The organism is Desulfovermiculus halophilus DSM 18834 (assembly GCF_000620765.1).
GTDB lineage: Bacteria > Desulfobacterota > Desulfovibrionia > Desulfovibrionales > Desulfothermaceae > Desulfovermiculus > Desulfovermiculus halophilus.
The window spans coordinates 1-17,792 of the sequence record NZ_JIAK01000029.1; the positions used below are offsets into that span (position 1 = coordinate 1).

Below are 17,792 nucleotides of genomic sequence, written 5' to 3' on the forward strand. Positions count from 1 at the left end.
GATACATTTCGAACCTCCTGTTTGACATTGTACCTCCTTGGAAGTGTTGTCTTTCCAGGGAGATATCCTTAATGAGGGAGGTTCGAAACCTTCAAAATGGCAAGGAAGCTACTTAATCACCTGAGTGGCTCCATTACGGTGATCATGAGCTGGCCTCATTAGGCCGATCATGAGGTGGCCCGATTAAGGTGATCATCAGGTGGCTCCATTAAGTGCACATAAACTGGCCCTATTAGCGTGATCATGGACTGGCCCTATTACCGCGGTCACTGACAGCAGTATTCTCCGCCAACCGCGGCTATGCACTGACCAGCTCCCGCACTTTGCTGATTCAGGATTTTTTGTCCTCAGGCTGGGAGGTGGTTCTGGCTACTGCTGATGATGCTGAGAGCAGATCCCTGTGTGAGATGGGTGCGCATCTGGAGCCGATTGTTTTTAACCGGGGCGGGTTTTCCCCTGTGACTGATATCAAAGCCTACCGCCGTTTGCTTGCCATCTATACAAAATGGCGTCCTGCCCTTGTTCAGCATTTCCATGCCAAGCCGGTTATTTTGGGGCCTTTGGCCGCTAGGCGGGCCTTGGGGAAATCAGTGCGGGTGGTCAATGCCATCACCGGTCTGGGGCATGCGTTTATTACCGGAGGGTTGACATCCCGCCTGGCTGGCATGGGGTACGGATTGGCTCGTTCGCGCACTAATGCCATTATTTTTCAAAATCGAGACGATCGGGCGTTGTTTGTGCAAAGGGGCTGGGTAGACGAAGACAGGGCCAGGCTTATCCCTGGTTCCGGGGTGGATGTGGAGCGGTTCGCCGTGGCTGATCGGGACGAGCGGGATGGTTCGTCTCCGGTTGTGGTCATGCTGGGACGGCTCTTGGGCCAAAAAGGCATTCCCGAGTTTGTGGAGGTGGCCAAACGGATTCAGGCCAAATGGCCTGGGGCACAGTTTTTATTGGCTGGAGAGGAAGATCCTGTGCATCCGGATGCAGTGACTGCAAAATGGGTACGGGAACAAAAAAGTGTGGAGTACCTGGGGAGGCTTACTGATGTCAGGCCCCTGCTGGCCAAGGCCGATCTGCTCCTTTTCCCCTCCTACAGAGAAGGCCTGCCGCGGGTGATTCTGGAGGCAGCTGCAAGCGGTCTGCCCACGGTGGCTTTTGACGTGCCCGGGGTCCGGGATGCGGTCCGGGACGGTGAAACTGGATATCTTGTTTCCTACCCGGATATCGAGGCCTTGACCCAAAAGGTTCAGGAACTCATCGAAGATTCCCAAAAACGACTGCACATGGGCCTGGCTGCTCGGAAAATGGTGGAAAAGGAGTTTGATATCCGGGCGGTCAAAGAGCGTTACTTAGATATATACCGGGAAGTTGGGGTTGAGATTTGAGATACCAAAAGAAAGACCGTGGCCCACGAACCACTTGGAATACCACAAAAAAACGTACTACCCATCTCGCGCGTGCCCAGTGAAATCTCTATTTATTTCACCGGGGTCAAGCGCAATATGTGTAAATCATCCGGCACTATCGCACCCCAAAGACCGAGTAACCAAGATCAGGCAGGGCAAGAAAAAAAGACGCATTACCCATTTCGCGTCAAACGCAAAGTGTGTAATTCATCATCTCCTTTTGACTCTAAAAGGGAAGAAATGCAATACACCCCAGTGATCATCATTGGCGCTCCCCGCTCCGGCACAAACATGCTGCGCGATGTGCTGACTTCTTTGCCCGCGGTGAAAACCTGGCCGTGCGATGAGATCAACTATATCTGGCGGCATGGCAATGTGCGCTATCCTTCGGATGAATTCAGGCCGGATATGGCCAGGCCGGGGGTAAGAGGCTATATCCGGAAACAGTTTGACTGGGTGGCCAGGAAGTACAAGGCACAGACTGTGGTGGAAAAGACCTGCGCCAATTCTTTGCGGGTGGGGTTTGTGGACCAGGTGGTGCCGGATGCCAAGTATATATTTATCCACCGGGACGGATTGGATGCGGTTGGTTCGGCTATCAAACGATGGAAGGCGAAACTGGACATCCCCTACCTGGCCCGCAAAGCACGCTTTGTGCCTGCCTCTGATCTGCCCTTTTATGGCTCTCTTTTTGTATGGAACCGGATCCACCGCCTGCTCTCCAAGGAAAAGCGCCTGACTGTGTGGGGTCCGAAGCTGGATTATATGCAGGAGCTAATGCAAAAGCATCCCTATCAGAAAAGACCGCACTGCTATGAGTGATGAGGCTTTGGCTCGTATTATGCCCCTCATAAATCAAAAGAAGAGATCCAACAGCCCCAGCGAAATAAAGCCATTGGCGTGACAGGCGGGGCAAACAGATGTACGCTGATAAAAGAAATCAGCAGCAAAAAAATTGACTTTCAGTAACCGTATAAATAACTTGTCTCTCTTATATCTTAACAGATTTTGGTGGAGGAAAAAACCATGGGCGTCATCTTAAACCCGCAATATGTGGTTGATAACGAGCATAGCACCAAGGCTGTCATGTTAAGTATAGAAGAGTGGAATCAGGTTTTAGAAGCACTTGAGGAACTTGAAGATATTCGAGCTTACGATGCAGCCAAGGACGAATCCCAGGAAACGGTACTGTTTGAAGAGGCAGTACGGCAGATCCAGGGGGATGACAAAGAGTGACATATACGATTGAGATCCTGCGCTCTGCCCAGAAAAAACTCTCAAAGATTGAGCGCAAGGAGCAGTCGCGTATCATTGAAGCAATCCGAAAATTAGCAGAGAATCCCCGGCCACCTGGATGCAAAAAACTTTCCGGCAGGCCAGCTTGGCGAATTCGAGTTGGATCTTGTCGCGTGATATATGAAGTGCAGGATGATAGTTTGCTGGTTTTGGTCATTGATATTGGTCACCGTAGGGAAATTTATCGAAAATAATGTCCATACAGAAGACGTTTAGACCGCCGTGAGGTTGGGGCTGGAGAGCGTGCTGCTTGAGCAGACTTAACAATATCCTGTCACCGTTGCTTATCAAAACCTAAAAATACGACTGAAGCTCTGTACTGTCGGTCAGCCTCACACTTTGCGCTTGACCCAAAATGTGTAATCCAGCCCCAAAATTACCCATTTTACGCAAAGCGTGTTTTGGGTAAGAAAGCTTGTTGGACATATAGCCTTCAAGAAGAAAAAATATGAAATCCTATACCGCAGTAATTGAAAAGTGCCCGGACACTGGAATGTATGTGGGCTGAATTTGATGTCGCGATCTATGCCTGCTGAGCCTGTAATTATCTTCACAGCCAATCGCGGCTACGCCCTGACCAGCTCCCGTACTCTGCTTATCCGACATTTCCTGTCCTCTGGCTGGGAGGTGGTTTTGGCCACCGCTGATGATGCAGAGAGTAGATCATTGTGCGAGATGGGGGTGCATCTGGAGCCGGTTGTTTTCAACCGTGGCGGGTTTTCTCCTCCTATAATAGATGCGCCTGCAAAAAAAATGTTTTTGCAGGCAGTGTTAAGTTTTAAGTTGAAAGTTTGAAGTGAAATCAAATATTTGTAAATTTAATTTGTGCGTTTAACCCCAGTCTTCAACTTTTTGCAATTGAGTCATTATAGAGAAGGCCTGCCGCGGGTGATTCTGGAGGCAGCTGCAAGCGGTCTGTCCACGGTGGCTTTTGACGTAAAAGAACAAAGAACTGGCCCACGGAACAGGGGAATGATACGGAAATGGAAAATGTATTTTCGAAGCGGTTATTGCACGTCAAATCAAAATACGATACATAACTTCATATGAATGATCGCCAGCTTCAAATCAAGCTTGAAGGCCCTGCTGTCAAAGAGGGCAGGATCTCTTTCACTCTCTTGGGCCGCATACTGCATGGCATCCAACAGACAATGCATTATTTGGCATTGGCCGGAATTCAGTATGATTATCGGCAGCGAATTCGAGTGCCCAGAGATGTGCAGAAGGCTTGCAGGCTGTATCGAGTTGTGGAGCAGAAAGGGAGCTATGAGCTGACCGCTGAAATTGCACCCCCGGTATCTTTGGGTGGTATTGAGGATCTCGGGGGCCATGTGAAGGATACCTATCTCGACCTCACCCGTATCCTGAGCCAAGACCGAGATTGGGGGCAGCTGCAGGCGCTTTTGCCTGACAGTGTTTATCGGCGGAAGGTCTTACGTTCTGTAGCTGAATATTGCCCCAAAAGAGGTGAGAACTGGAGCTTGGGGGTAGGTATCCCTGATAACCCTTTCTATCCTTTGAAACCTGGTTTTCAAACTGCGATACATAAATATCTTGTCCAACCCATGACAGAATACCGGGCATTGACTGGAGAGCTCGTGCAGCTTCATTTGGATGAAAATAAGCTCGGTATTTATTATCAGCCTGCTCAGCGGGTTGTTCATTGCATTTATGATCCTGAGCTGGAAGACTTCATCGTCTCCAGCTTACGTCAGCTCGTCCAGGTTTATGGGCAAGTACAACTTGACGAACGGGGTATGCCTGCCAAAATCGCAGATGTAGTAGAAATTGATAGCGTGGATATGAGCCCACTGGAATTTTCAAGCTTGCACATGGATGGAAGATGCCTTTTGCTGACACAAGAACTTGAGCTGGGAATTGACTTTGATCAGGAGGCTCAGGAGTTTTTTCTGGAGTGGCCGGAACTGAACATTGTCCTTGGAAGTCCAACCAGGGAAGAGCTCTGGGAAGAGCTGGTGGAGGATATTTTTTGGCTTTGGGATGAATACGGCAAAAGTGATGTACAGGATTTAAGTGATGACGCTTTGCATCTTAAGCGTCGTTTAGAAGAGCTGATACAGGAGGAAACGTCTGCATGAGGCCTACAGACCGCAAGGAAGTGGAAAAGGCTTTAGAGAAAAAAGGTTTTCAAAAGACACAAACAGATCACCGGAAGTTCATTTACATTCCATGCCTCATGCACCAAACCCTCCAATATTGAGAGCACTTGATGCGCTTCAAGCGAATCTGCGAACTGGCGAGAGACAAAAATATATCACGCCCGCCACACCCATGCATGACTTGATTTAAAAATAAAGGACCCTCACCGTGTCCCACATCGTAATCCTCGGAGCCAAGCCAAAATCGCTGATCAATTTCCGCGGCGATCTTATCAAAAGCCTTGTCCATACCGGACATCGGGTCACGGCCATGTCCGCCCCGGCTGAGGCCGAGATTGTGCAAGGTATCCAGGAGTTGGGGGCTGAGTTTCGCTCCTATCCGGTCAACAGGCGGGGGCTGAGCCCTGTGCAGGATATGCGGACCATGCTCTCTTTGCGCAGGGCCTTTGCAGAGCTTAGACCGGATATTGTGCTGGCATACACCATCAAGCCGGTGATCTGGGGCGGGCTGGCCCTATCTGGCAGAAAGGATACGAGATTCTATGCAATGATCGAAGGATTGGGCTATGCTTTTCAAGAAGCCTCTTGGAAGAGAAAACTTCTTAATAACATCGTATCATTTCTGTATAAAACTTCATTGAAAAAAGCCCAAAAAGTTATTTTTCTTAATCCAGACAACCTAAAAGTCTTTCTTTCTAGGCACATTATTGATGAATCCAAAAGCATGATAGTCGACGGAATAGGTATAGATTTAGAAAAATATAGTCAAACATCCCTGCCCTTATCTGCTCCGGTCTTCTTAAGCATCGGCCGCCTGCTGGGGGAAAAGGGCTTTCGGGAGTTTTTCCAGGCCGCAAAGCAGGTCAAGGACAAGTATCCCCAGGCCAGATTTCAGATCCTGGGAGGCGAAGATCCATCCTCGGACGGGATTTCGTTATCAGAGATCAAAGAATGGGAAGAGCAGGGGGTGGTGGAATATCTGGGTGTGACAGACGACGTCCGGCCCTATATTGCTGGCTGTCATGTCTATGTATTGGCCTCATACTATGGAGAAGGACTGCCCAGGACGATTATAGAAGCTATGGCCATTGGGCGACCCATTATTACCACTGATAACGTTGGCTGCCGGGAGACTGTGGATTTCGGAGGTCGGAGGTCGGATGTCGGAGGCCGGATGTCGGACGTCGGAAGTCGGAAGTCGGAGATCGGACGTCGGAGGTCGGACGTCGGTGAAGGGAATGAGGAAGAGAGCCGATGCAGAATTAGGCAGGGGAAGAACGGATTTCTGGTGCCGGTCAAGGATCCAAATAGCCTGGCCAGGGCCATGGAGTGTTTTATTCAAGAACCGGAGCTGGCGGAGAAAATGGGCCGAGAAAGCCGGCGAATGGCTGAAGAGAGATTTGATGTCCGGATTATCAATCAGCAGATGATGAAGATTTTGGGAACTTAGGGCCAAGGGGCAAGGGCCAAGGGGCAAGGGAGAGGGAGAGACGGAAGTCGGATGTCAGAAATCGGAGATCGGTAAGAAAAGATGGAAGACGGAGATCGGAGATCGGAGGTCGGAGATCGGCCTCTGGCCCATAGCGGCCTACGCCCCGGAGGGAGGTCGGAGAGACTGAGGGAAGGAGAGACTTGAGCGAATGAGGCGACGAGAGCGAGAAAAGCACAATTCTGCACTACCCATTTTGCGTTTGACCCAAAGTGTGTAATCCAGCGAGGCGCAAAGACGCTAAGGGGAAGAAAAGAACTTTTTGGCGATGGCCATCTCATGCTCACTCCCAACAGCGGCAATCCCTCTATCCTGGCTGTTGTTGCCCTGGACCGATCGGGAAGGTTCTGATCATTATGAAATGCCCTTGACCATGCCTGGGCTGAAGCATAGATTTCTTTCAGGATGTTTTTCAAACTTGGGCTGGATAGAAAGTTCTTTTGTTGAGCCTTATGTGAAATGAGAGAATCAGGAGGTATCTTGTGCCGACACTAACCATGGAATTTCCCGAATCCGTTTTTTCAGCAATCCAGGCTGATCCGCAGGAATTCAGCAGACAAATGCTCATTGCCGCCGCAGTCAAGTGGTATGAGCTAGGCAGAATTTCGCAAAATAAGGGCGCTGAAATAGCTGGCCTCTCAAGAGCCCAGTTTATTGATGCCTTGTCCCAATCTCAAGTCTCTCCCTTGCAGATTACGCCTGATAGCCTTGACCAGGAACTGGCTGATGCTGGTTGAAAAATATGATTATAGGAGGGCTATGCCCATGTCGTTGTTAACTATAGACATACCTGAGTCTGCTTTCAGGTCACTTAAAATACCAGAAGACCAATGGCCGGCTTTTTTTCGTAGCACAGTGGCGGTTTCACTTTACAGAGAAGGCAGACTCTCTTTAGGCAAAGCAAAAGAACTTGCCGGACTTGAAAATAAATGGGAAATGATACAGCTTCTCAATGAAAGAGGCGTTGACCTTCATTACACCGCCAGGGATGCAAAAGAAGATCTGGATACCCTGAACAGGATCCTGGCGTGAAATTAAGAGTCGTTTCCAACGCAACCCCCCTGATAGCCCTTTCCCGAATCAGACGCTTTCACTTGCTGCGGGATTTGTTCAGTGAAGTCATCATACCGTCTGCGGTATATGAAGAAGTGGTGAGTGCGGGCAGGGGGCGTGCCGGTGGGCCGGAAGTTGAAAATGCCCAGTGGATCATCCATCATCAGGTAAAAAACAAAGATCTGGTTACTTTTTTGAGTATATCTCTTGATGCCGGTGAAGCCGAAGCGATTGCCTTAGCCAAAGAAATAAATGCAGACCTGGTATTGTTGGACGATAATGATGGCCGGAATATCGCCGGATCAGTCGGGATCCATTTTACAGGTACCATTGGTTTTCTGCTTCGTTATTATCAGGGGCAGCCAGCAGATTTTAAAGAAGCCCTGGATGAACTGCTGGCCCAAGGGTTTCGCTTAAGTAAAGTAGAATACCAGAAGATTCTTGAACAGGCATGACCGTCTTAGCCTTCGCTCCTGACAACTGAGTAATAATGATCCCTTCTTCCTTCCGGAATAATTTGATACTCAAGCTGCGGACATATCTGCGATTGGGCCTAAAGAACATCCTGCGGGTGGGGATATATAGGATCGGGCTGCGTACTGGTCTGCATCCAGTTCTGCGAGTCAAGAGATCCCTTCAGGGGACGCGGTTTTTCAGACAGGTGCCCAAACCAGATGCCTCGCTCAAGCCCCAAAGCGCCTGGCAGGATGCGGCGCTTTTTTTTGGCTGGTATAAGAGCCCGCTGGAAAACGGCCCGCCTGAGTGGCATGCCAATCCTTTTACCGGCACGCGCATTCCCCATCCGGACAGACCCTGGTGGAAACTGGCGGATTTTGATCCCGCAGTGGGCGATATAAAGGCCATCTGGGAGGCCTCTCGGTTTGACTGGGTATTGGCCTTTGCCCAGCGGGCCAGGACAGGTGATCATGACTCCCTTAAGCGCCTAAATTCCTGGCTTGCGGGCTGGTGCAGGGCTAATCCCGTATATCTGGGTCCGAACTGGAAGTGCGGGCAGGAGGCATCCATCCGGGTGATGCATCTGGCCATAGCCGCGCTCATATTAGGACAGGACACCTCGGCAGAAAAGGATCTTATCCACTTGGTAGAGGCCCACCTGGCCCGAATCTATCCCACCCTGTCCTATGCCCTGGCCCAGGACAACAACCACGGGACTTCAGAGGCGGCTGCCCTTTTTATGGGCGGGAACTGGTGTGCCCTGCACGGAATCAAACAGGGAAAGCGCTGGGAGAGGATGGGGCGCAAATGCTTGGAAAACAGGGCCAGGCGCTTGATCGAACCGGACGGGAGCTTTAGCCAGTATTCTGTGAATTATCACCGGTTGATGCTGGACACCTTGTGCATGGCGGAAATCTGGCGGCGTGCAAAGGGTCTTGAAGGGTTTTCCGCCCTATTTTACGAGCGGGCCAAAGCGGCCGCCTTGTGGCTTTATGCCCTGGTGGAGCCGGAAAGCGGTGATGCGCCCAACCTGGGATCAAATGACGGGGCCAGGCTTTTGCCTCTGACGGATGCAGACTTCCGGGACTTTCGGCCCAGTGTGGAGCTGGCTATGGCCCTGTTTGCTGGTGGCCGGGCCTATGGGCAAGACGGCTGGCATGCGCTGCATCTTTCGTGGCTGGATGTAAAGGAAAATGAATATGTGGCCCAACAGCCAGGTTCAACCCAATTTGATCATGGCGGATACTGTGTTCTGCGCCGCGGTCCCTGGATGGTCCTTTTCAAATATCCGAGATATCGTTTCCGCCCCAGCCATTGCGATGCCCTGCACCTGGATCTGTGGCATGGATCAACAAACGTGCTGCGCGATGCAGGATCCTACAGCTACAATGCAGAAAAAGCGTGGCAGGAGTATTTCTCGAGTACTGCTGCGCATAACACCATAGAGTTTGATGCCAGGGACCAGATGCCCGGGATCAGTCGGTTTCTTAAGGGCGCCTGGCTGCAGACAGATAAAATAGAGCATGTGAGCACAGTCGGTGATGAGCATTTTGTTGCTGCCGGCTATCAGGATTACCTGGGCAGCAGACACTATAGGAAAATTACATTATCCAGTGATGGCTGCCTAGTTGTGGACACTATTAGCAGGATGCAGAATAAGGCTGTCCTGAGGTGGCGTCTTGTTCCGGACAGCTGGCAAATAAAGGACACATCGGTTCTTGGATCACACTTTAAATTGACAGTGCAGGCGAGCATTCCGGTCAAGCGCTTTGAGCTTAGTCAGGGCTGGGAATCCCGCTATTACCTGCATTGCAGGCCTTTGCCCGTACTTGAAGTTGAAGTTGACCAGGCATGCACCATAACCACAAAAATAGGTAGTGTCATCTAGATGAGAGTTCTGTATTTCCATCAGTACTTCAAGACCCCCCCGGGGGGCCGGGGGAACAAGGTCGTATGAGATGGCCCGGAGGCTGATAGCCAACGGGCATGAAGTGACCATGGTTTGCGGAGTCGGGGATCGCGGCGAATCAGAGCTTGACGGCCCTTTCCGGGCTGGCCGGCGTGAAGGTATGATCGACGGCATCCAGGTGATTGAGCTTGCCCTGCCCTATTCCAACCGGGACTCTTTTCTGCGCCGCACCCTCACCTTTCTGCGCTTTGCCCTGCGCTCCATTGGAATTGCCCTGCGCAGGGATTATGATCTGGTTTTTGCCACCACCACTCCCTTGACTGCGGGCATACCCGGGATCTTTGCCCGCTGGCTCAGGCGCAAGCCCTTTGTATTCGAGGTTCGCGATCTCTGGCCTGAGCTGCCTCGGGCCATGGGGGTGATCACAAATCCTGTGATCCTGACCATGATGAGCTTTCTGGAATGGAGCAGCTACCGGTCAGCGGACAGATTAATTGGCTTGTCGCCCGGGATTGTGAAGGGCATCCAAAAACGCGGAGTGGATGCTCAACGCATCACCATGATCCCCAATGGATGCGATATCGATCTCTTTCAGGCTGAAGGATCTCCCTGGCGTCCAGAGGGCGTGGCTGGCAATGATCTGATGGCGGTCTTTGCCGGGGCCCACGGTATTGCCAATGGCCTGCACGCAGTCCTTGACGCAGCAAAGGAGCTGAAAAAAAGACAGCGCCAGGACATAAAAATTGTGCTCATCGGAGATGGAATGCAGAAACCGGCCCTTGAAGACCGGGCTCGCTTAGAAGGACTCAGCAATGTTGTATTCCATGGCTTGGTAAAAAAGTCCGACCTGGCAGGCCTTTTTCAAGAGACGGATATCGGGATGCAGATTCTGGCCAATGTGCCTGCTTTCTATTACGGAACATCTCCGAACAAATTCTTTGATTATCTGGCCAACGGCCTGCCGGTGCTCAACAACTATCCCGGCTGGGTGGCAGATTTGATTCAGGAGTACAGCTGCGGGTTTGCAGTGCCTCCAGAAGATCCAGCTGCGTTTGCTGATGCGCTGGAATATGCAGCAGACAATCGGGATGAGCTGGTCAGGATGGGGGAAAACAGCAAGCGTCTGGCCCTGGAGCGCTTTCATCGAGACATTTTGGGCCGGCAGTTTGTGGAATGGCTTGAGGGAGCGGTGGGCTGAGGGCGGAGATCGGAAGTCGGAGGTCGGAAGTCGGAGGTCGGAGGTCGGAGATCTAAAGTCGGAGGAAATTGAGGAACTGAAGCGAACTGAGCGACTTAAGCGACAGAAAGAAACGCACTACCCATAACGGGTCAAACGCAAAATGTGTAATCCAGCCATCACACTACCCATTTCGCGTCAAGCGCGATGTGTGTAATCCAGCGAGGCGAAGAGGTGAGAGACTGACGTCCGCCTCCGGCCCATAGGGGCCTACCCTCTCTCCGAGCTGGAAGCTCTCCGACTCGACTTTCACCCATGGAGGGTTAATATTTCGCCAAAAAACAAATATGACAACTAGTTATGGACGCACTGCGTGTAAGACCCCATTCTCTACCTGATGGCCAAGGACAGCCAGAATTGCAGCCTGTTCCGGGTCCGGCTCCTCGATCATGCGAATCGGTTTTCGCTTGCCGCTGTGCCAGCACAGGCAGCTAGACAGATTGCGCATGGACTGCATTGCGCTGTCCGGTGTGCAGTCTATCCCGGCCCGGTTCAGCCAGAGTGTAAGTAACCGGAGGTAGGTTAAGGCTACAATACAAGAAAATATGTGGCAGCGGATCTTGGAGTCGGTCTCACGCGTCCCGCGTGACCACATAGGACGGAAGTTGCCGAACTCTCCGGCCTTTGTCTGCCGAAAGGCGTTTTCGACTTGATACCGGTCAAGACTGGCTTTGACGATATCATCGGTAGACAAGTCGTGATGAGAGGTCACGATAATGTTCTTTCCAAACCTGGCTATGTGTTTGTTTATCCGGTAGTGATTCTTGCGGAAATACAACTGGAGCTTATTATTCGAGGTCCTGAAGTCAAGGTCGTAGAGGTCTTTCGGTATGTATAGGGAATCGCAGAGTTCCTTGTAATAGTGAAGAACTTGATGCTTGGTGGTCCAGTTTTTTCTGCCGCCCCTGACCTTGGAGCGGATCTCGAAAAGGCCGTTTTGCAGACGTCGCAGCTTTTTTTCAAAATTGTACCTCTGCTTGGCGGCTGTTCTGGGGTTGTAGGTGACCACCACTGTGCGCAGTCCTCCCCAGTACTGCCCGGTTGTGCGCCAGGCCACCATTTGATCGTCTTCTTGGTCCTTGGCTGCCAGTTCCCTGTTTTTTGGCGTATCCACCGGGGCGAAGAATTTTATGTCCTTGCGTATCAATTCCTCGGCAAAGGCCGGGGAGTAGGTGGTGATAAACTCGAGCCCCTGCTGCTGGTCTATGGTCTGCATGTTGGGCTCTGAGTTCATGCCTTTGTCCACAACCACGGTCAGCTTGGGGTTTGTCTGGCCCAATGCTTCCAGAGAGGCGAATATCTCATCCAGGAGCCGATTAAACAGTTTGGAGTCATGGCAGTTGCCTTCATATTCCCGGTAGAAAATGGGAATCTGTGAATCCCTTGCTACCAGAAGAGCAAGGCCTATCTGCCGGAGCCAGTGTTTTCCTTCCTTGTTTTTGCCCCGGGCAAATAATTCGGAAGGGGTTTTGCTGTCCATGTAATGGAAATAATTGGTTGTGTCGAAAAGAAAACAGTTGGCATCAATAGGCTCTATCTCATTTATCTTATTGAAGAATAGCTTGGATATTTCTTGAATAGAATCTTGATCGACCCGGTCCCATTTTGCCCAGTAGCGCTGCGAGGTTAAGGCAGATGTGTCCACGGGCCGCACCTGGTGCACGGCTAGATTCTTGTACCATGCAGGCAGTCCCAGCTTTGATCTGGGCTCAATCATTCTGTTGAAGGCGGCATACAAAAAATATTCACCCAGTGTCGGTCCTTTTTCCCGAGGTCTTGGCGGAATGACCGAATCGACAATCTGGGCGAGATCGATATGTTGATCCACAAAATGAGCCAGGAACAAAGAGCCGAATTCCTGGACCTGGATCCTGCTCAAGTCGGTCTTCTGCTGTCCCAGAGCAATCTCCATGATCCGCTCGACAGAGCCGAGATAGATCTGGTTGACGACCTTGGGTTTGCCCTGCACCCGGGCCATCTCCCGGATGTAGTAGTAGGTCTTTCCCTGCTTTACTTTCTTATGCAAGTGGGCCATGCCCACCGACTATCAACTAGGGTCTTACAAGTCAAGTCAATATACTCAAGAATATGCTCAAAACAAAGCATAAAGGCTGCTCAGTATTATGTATTCAGGGTCTTACATTAAAATTAAAGACAACAGTCTGATATCTTGAAGTTTTTTAGCTTTTAAGGCTGCCAAGAATGAAAGTCGAGTCCGAGCCGGAAGCCGGCCTGGAAGCCCTACTCTCCGACCCGTAGGCTCGGGTCTTACGAGCCGGAGGCGGGGCTGGAAGCGGCCCCGGCGGGAGGTCGGCTCTTGGAACAGCTGACCTCCGATGTCCGATGTCTGATGTCCGGACTGAGCGACTTGAGGGCGTTAAGCGAACGAAGCCACGAGAGCGAGAAAAGCACAATTCCGCACTACCCATTTCGCGCTTGCCCTGAAATCTCTTTTTATTTCACCGGGGTCAAGCGCAAAGTGTGTAATCCAGAACAACATCTACTTACTTCGCTCTACCCACTATGCGTCAAACGCGATGTGTGTAATCCAGCGAGGAGCAGAGGTGAGGGACTGACGTCGGAAGCCGGATGTCGGATATCGGAGGTCGGACGTCGGCTCTTGGAACAGCTGACGTCTGATGTCGGAGGTCGGACGTCGGTGAAGGGAATGAGGAAGAGGGCCGTTGGAGAATTAGGCAGGGAAAAAACGGATTTCTGGTGCCGGTCAAAGATCCAAATAGTCTGGCCAGGGCCATGGAGCGTTTTATCCAGGAGCCGGAGCTGGCGGAAAAAAGGGGCCGGGAAAGCCGGCGGATGGCTGAAGAGCGCTTTGATGTCCGGATTATCAATCAGCAGATGATGAAGATTTTGGGAACTTAGGGCCAAGGGGCAAGGGCCGAGGGGCAAGGAAGAAGACAGACGTCGGCTTCCGGCCCATAGGGGCCTACGCCCCGGCGGGAGATCGGAAGTCGGCCTCCGGCCCATAGGGGCCTACCCTCCGGCCTGGAAGCCCTACGGGCAGGAAGCGGCCCCGGCGGGAAGTCGGCTCTTGGAACGGCTGATTACCGACGTCCGATATTCGATGTACTCATTTCGTGCTTGACCCAAAATGTGTAATTCGAGGAATGGATTTCATCGCCTGCGGCGAGCTGGTCTTTCCTTTGGGCAATCAGCCCAAAGGGAGATTCGTGGATATTCGTGTAGATTAGTGGACAAGACTCTTTTTCTTCCACCCCAGTGTACTGGAAGAAGGTACAGGGCAGGCACGGAATGACCCCATTGAAATGGAAAGACCCCAATGAAATAATAGGAGATTTCATGGGGCAAGGATTTCAGGGCGGGCACGGAAAAGGGGGAGCCCAGATTTTCCTGCCAGGGAAGAAGACCCAGTGAAACCCTTGTCTGAGACAAGGAGCCCAGAGGGCTGTTTCAGGCAGGCCCTGGCAGGAAAGGGCTCCAATCGCCATGAGGAGATGTAGAGTTTATTCAGAGTGTTCCGTGGGCAGAAGTTCTTGTGGGTTGAGAAACTTGACTATATTTGTATAACCTGGTTATACTGTTTCTTAGTATTGATGTATGAGAGTATTTTGTTCACGAATGTTTATTCGCCTGGCAAAATTTTATCTTTCTATGAATATGCGCGATATACAAGCAGCTTTGGAAAGTAAGGAACTTTATGAGGTGCACTGTCATGAAACATAATACCGACAACATATTGTCTGTAGTCCATGAAACAGCTAAAGGCTTGCATGAAGCAGGGGTTATGGACAAAATGACCATGCGGGATTTCGATGCTGTATGCTTACATCCTCTGAAAGCGTATCGACCAGAGGATATTCGACAAATACGTATGCAGTGTCAGGTAAGCCAATCTGTTTTTGCCGCCTATCTTAATGTCAGCAAAACAGCAGTAGTCAGCTGGGAATCTGGAAAGAAAAAACCAAGTCCTACTGCTGTCAAGCTGCTTGATATCATAGAGAGGAAGGGATTGGATAGTGTGGCATGATATAACATCCCTCTGTGTAGCTTTTGGGCAAAACTCTTCATACAGGCCGCGAGAATCCCTTGCGGCCTTTGCTTTTTTGCGGGTTTTGCGTATTTTTTCAGGTATTCGACAGACTGAAAGAGCAGCCCCTGAAAAATACCCCACATGCCTGCGAAGCTGTAAACACAAAAACCATAGAAAAATTACTACATCTCAACTGGTTGGGATTTCTAATTCTTCCCTGATAACGGATAACAGATAACTATCCCCGATAACAGATAACCGATAACCGATAACTGATAACCCTCTTCCAACGAAGAACGAAGCACAAAGAACGAGGAACGTTTTCCATAAAAAGCAAGGCAGCCATACATGAACGACCGCTCACGCGTAATCCTCTGCCTCGGTATCTTCCTCATTACCTATGCCCTAACTTTGGGCCTGCGCCTGTATGAAGCACCGGCCTGGGACAATCCAGCTTTGAGTATTCAGGGCGAAAAGCTGCTGGCCACCCACGATGCCTATTACTGGTTGGCAGGAGCCAAAGATACCAGCAAAAATCCAGATGCGGCCTTAGCTCAAATCACAGGATGGGTCCATGCCCTGACCGGCATGCAGTACGGCAATCTGGCCTTCTGGCTCCCGGTCTTTGTCGCTCCCCTGGCCGTGATTCCTCTCATTCTCCTTGGCCGACACTGGCGGCTGGAGGAAGGGGCCTTAACTGCCGGGGTCTTAACCGCCGGATGTCTGGGCTTTGTGCTGCGAACACGCCTTGGCTTTTATGACACGGATATTCTGGCACTCTTTTTCCCCCTGCTCGTCTATGTTCTCTTGATCATGCTCTTCACCCCCTGGCTGCGGTCGGGCTGGTTTCAGGGCAAAGAGGTGATCAAAGAACTCAGCCAGGAAAACAGGATGCGCTTTCTGCTCCAGTCCGTGGGTGCGGGCCTTATCGGCATGGCCTATATGTGGTTTTATCCCAATGCCGGAGCTGTGCTCCTGACCAGTCTGGGGGCTTTGGTGCTCTGCATCCTGGTCTTGGCTCCAAGCTGGCGGCAGACCGGCTGGCTTATCATCGGCCTGCTCATGTTTTTGGGTCTCTCCCTAGGCGGACCCGTCTCTTGGCTGGGCGTGGCCGCGCTGTTTTGGATCCTGCAACGTAAAGTTGAGTGGCTAAGTACGGGCAAGGGGCTAAAATGGGCTCTGATCGCCCTGGGCTGCATTGTAGTTATCGACGCCAATATCTTGGGTATGATCTGGTCCGGGGTGATGAAGGTCCTGGGCTATGCCAAGATATTTTCCACTGACATCAGGCGTGAAGGGGACTTGAACCTGCCCATGGTGGTCCAGAGCATCCGCGAAGCTCAGAACATCGACTGGGGCGGCATCATTTACCGGGTGGCCGGGCACTGGGCCGTTTTTGCCGCCGGGCTGCTTGGATTTGGATATGTGCTGTACAGCTATCCATTGGCCCTGATCTTTGTCCCCGTGCTGGGTATGAGCCTATTCTCCTTTACCCTGGGCAATCGGTTCACCATGTACGGCGGAGCGGTGCTGGGTGTGGGCCTTGGTTTTGGCCTCAGCCTGCTCCTGCTCCGCTTACATATCCGCAAGAGCCTGCGGGTGGTGGTTCAACTGGCCCTGTGCCTGGTGGTTCTCCTGCCCACGTTGGAGGTGGCCTTCGGACTGAGTCCGGCCCCTATCCTGCCCAAGCCCTATGCCCAGACCTTCCTGGAATTGAAGGAAAAGACGCCTGACAATGCCCGGCTCTGGCCCTGGTGGGACTACGGCTACGCCGGGCAATACTATGCCGAAAGAATTACTTTTGGAGACGGCGGAAAACACAGGGGAGATATCCTGTATCCAGCGGCCAAGGTGCATATGACCCACTCTCCCCTCCAGGCCCGGCAGATGATGCAGTACATCACCCTCAGTCAGCGGGAGGAGTTTGCAGCCAACAGCACCAAGTATAAAAATATGAACGAGTTCTGGAAGCCTTATCTGGCCGATCCGGTGGCCGGGCTGGAGGACATGGGGCCGGAAGGAGCCCGGGAGTTTGTCCGCTCCCTGGCGGACAAGGAATATGACTGGCCGGAGGATCTGCCCCCACAATATCTGGTCCTGTCCTGGGAGAACCTGCGCCTGGCCTATTGGATAAGCTTTTACGGATCTTGGGACCTGGTCAGCGGCCAGGCCGATCCGGGCCGGATCCAGCAGGTCCGGGGGGAAGTGAACTTTGATCTGGATAAGGGGCACATGGAGCTGGAAGGCGGCACCCTGGAGCTCTCCGGACTGGATGTGGTGGATCACGAAGATCCCAAGCACTTCACCTGGGACAACGATACCGGCATCTATGCCCTTTTAAACCGCATCACTAGCGAACTCTACCTCATGGATGAGAAGATTTACAACTCCATGATGGTCCAGATGCTCATCCGCAACCCCTCCCGTTTTGAGGCCAACTTCGAACTCACAGTGGACAACTACCCCTGGAACCGCGCCTACCGCGCCAAAAACTGACGCACTACCCATATCGCGCTTGACCCAAAATGTGTAATCCAGCCATCACACTACTCACTATGCGTCAAACGCGATGTGTGTAATCCAGGTCAAGGTGCGGTGCAAAAGCCGAGTGACGGAAGCGACTGGAGCGAACTGACTGACCAGGAACGGAAAAAAACACATTACCCATTTCGCGTCAAACGCGTTGTGTGTAAATCAATCCCGATAAGCAGCCATAAAGCCAATGACCAAGGGATCTTTCAGACAAGCAACCGTGGACCAGTGAGGCTGATAGAGGCAGGAGATGTATTACCCGTTTTGCGTCAAGCGCGATATGTG

General features: G+C 51.6%; 16 protein-coding genes. 15 read left to right on the forward strand and 1 reads right to left on the reverse strand.

What is annotated here, in order from left to right:
• Positions 1–269 precede the first annotated feature (269 nt).
• From N902_RS0112255 to N902_RS17720, 12 genes are all read left to right on the forward strand, one after another.
• Positions 270–1,385: a glycosyltransferase family 4 protein gene (locus N902_RS0112255; protein ID WP_034622738.1), complete on the forward strand. Its 1,116-nt coding sequence runs from the start codon at positions 270–272 to the stop codon at positions 1,383–1,385.
• A 261-nt stretch (positions 1,386–1,646) separates the two neighbouring features.
• A complete protein-coding gene (locus N902_RS17705; RefSeq protein WP_051564557.1) occupies positions 1,647–2,228 on the forward strand; it encodes a sulfotransferase family protein in 582 nt (193 codons plus the stop codon).
• A gap of 204 nt (positions 2,229–2,432) precedes the next feature.
• Positions 2,433–2,642: a hypothetical protein gene (locus N902_RS0112265; RefSeq protein ID WP_027371165.1), complete on the forward strand. Its 210-nt coding sequence runs from the start codon at positions 2,433–2,435 to the stop codon at positions 2,640–2,642.
• On the forward strand, positions 2,639–2,896 hold the full coding sequence (locus tag N902_RS20660) for a type II toxin-antitoxin system RelE family toxin (protein WP_084288311.1): 258 nt from the start codon (positions 2,639–2,641) through the stop codon (positions 2,894–2,896). Before N902_RS0112265 ends, N902_RS20660 begins: the two co-directional genes overlap by 4 nt.
• A gap of 439 nt (positions 2,897–3,335) precedes the next feature.
• Positions 3,336–3,497, forward strand: coding sequence for a hypothetical protein (locus N902_RS20235; protein WP_208596324.1), 162 nt, complete (start codon positions 3,336–3,338; stop codon positions 3,495–3,497).
• Positions 3,498–3,748: 251 nt separating this feature from the next.
• Positions 3,749–4,801, forward strand: a complete 1,053-nt coding sequence (locus N902_RS17715) for a hypothetical protein (RefSeq protein WP_027371167.1) — start codon at positions 3,749–3,751, stop codon at positions 4,799–4,801.
• Between the two features lie 229 nt (positions 4,802–5,030).
• Positions 5,031–6,272, forward strand: a complete 1,242-nt coding sequence (locus tag N902_RS0112285) for a glycosyltransferase family 4 protein (RefSeq protein ID WP_027371168.1) — start codon at positions 5,031–5,033, stop codon at positions 6,270–6,272.
• A 521-nt stretch (positions 6,273–6,793) separates the two neighbouring features.
• Positions 6,794–7,048 carry a UPF0175 family protein gene (locus N902_RS0112290; protein ID WP_027371169.1) on the forward strand — a complete coding sequence of 85 codons (255 nt, stop codon included), beginning with the start codon at positions 6,794–6,796 and terminating at the stop codon, positions 7,046–7,048.
• On the forward strand, positions 7,038–7,343 hold the full coding sequence (locus N902_RS0112295; RefSeq protein WP_051564558.1) for a UPF0175 family protein: 306 nt from the start codon (positions 7,038–7,040) through the stop codon (positions 7,341–7,343). The genes N902_RS0112290 and N902_RS0112295 overlap by 11 nt, the downstream gene beginning before the upstream one ends.
• On the forward strand, positions 7,340–7,819 hold the full coding sequence (locus tag N902_RS0112300; RefSeq protein WP_027371171.1) for a PIN domain-containing protein: 480 nt from the start codon (positions 7,340–7,342) through the stop codon (positions 7,817–7,819). The genes N902_RS0112295 and N902_RS0112300 overlap by 4 nt, the downstream gene beginning before the upstream one ends.
• 206 nt (positions 7,820–8,025) lie before the next feature.
• The gene (locus N902_RS0112305; RefSeq protein WP_208596325.1) at positions 8,026–9,708 is read left to right on the forward strand and encodes a heparinase II/III family protein; all 1,683 of its coding nucleotides are present in this window, start codon (positions 8,026–8,028) and stop codon (positions 9,706–9,708) included.
• 19 nt (positions 9,709–9,727) lie between these two features.
• Positions 9,728–10,927, forward strand: coding sequence for a glycosyltransferase family 4 protein (locus N902_RS17720; RefSeq protein ID WP_279614662.1), 1,200 nt, complete (start codon positions 9,728–9,730; stop codon positions 10,925–10,927).
• A gap of 337 nt (positions 10,928–11,264) precedes the next feature.
• Here the strand turns inward: N902_RS17720 and N902_RS0112315 are convergent, their stop codons facing one another.
• Positions 11,265–13,001 (reverse strand): IS1634 family transposase, encoded by a 1,737-nt coding sequence (locus N902_RS0112315; RefSeq protein ID WP_027371173.1) that lies wholly within the window; start codon positions 12,999–13,001, stop codon positions 11,265–11,267.
• A 683-nt stretch (positions 13,002–13,684) separates the two neighbouring features.
• Between N902_RS0112315 and N902_RS19765 the strand changes: the two genes are divergently transcribed.
• From N902_RS19765 to N902_RS0112335, 3 genes are all read left to right on the forward strand, one after another.
• Positions 13,685–13,846, forward strand: a complete 162-nt coding sequence (locus N902_RS19765; RefSeq protein WP_153304211.1) for a hypothetical protein — start codon at positions 13,685–13,687, stop codon at positions 13,844–13,846.
• Between the two features lie 811 nt (positions 13,847–14,657).
• The gene (locus N902_RS0112330) at positions 14,658–14,972 is read left to right on the forward strand and encodes a helix-turn-helix domain-containing protein (RefSeq protein WP_027371174.1); all 315 of its coding nucleotides are present in this window, start codon (positions 14,658–14,660) and stop codon (positions 14,970–14,972) included.
• Positions 14,973–15,323: 351 nt separating this feature from the next.
• Positions 15,324–17,471 carry an STT3 domain-containing protein gene (locus tag N902_RS0112335; RefSeq protein WP_027371175.1) on the forward strand — a complete coding sequence of 716 codons (2,148 nt, stop codon included), beginning with the start codon at positions 15,324–15,326 and terminating at the stop codon, positions 17,469–17,471.
• Positions 17,472–17,792: the final 321 nt, after the last annotated feature.

Bases quoted from the DNA above. Each gene is read 5' to 3' on its own strand.
- N902_RS17705 (WP_051564557.1), top strand. From the start codon at position 1,647: ATGCAATACACCCCAGTGATCATCATTGGCGCTCCCCGCTCCGGCACA.
- N902_RS0112265 (WP_027371165.1), top strand. From the start codon at position 2,433: ATGGGCGTCATCTTAAACCCGCAATATGTGGTTGATAACGAGCATAGC.
- N902_RS17715 (WP_027371167.1), top strand. From the start codon at position 3,749: ATGAATGATCGCCAGCTTCAAATCAAGCTTGAAGGCCCTGCTGTCAAA.
- N902_RS0112295 (WP_051564558.1), top strand. From the start codon at position 7,038: ATGCTGGTTGAAAAATATGATTATAGGAGGGCTATGCCCATGTCGTTG.
- N902_RS0112315 (WP_027371173.1), bottom strand. From the start codon at position 13,001: ATGGCCCACTTGCATAAGAAAGTAAAGCAGGGAAAGACCTACTACTAC.
- N902_RS0112330 (WP_027371174.1), top strand. From the start codon at position 14,658: ATGAAACATAATACCGACAACATATTGTCTGTAGTCCATGAAACAGCT.
- N902_RS0112335 (WP_027371175.1), top strand. From the start codon at position 15,324: ATGAACGACCGCTCACGCGTAATCCTCTGCCTCGGTATCTTCCTCATT.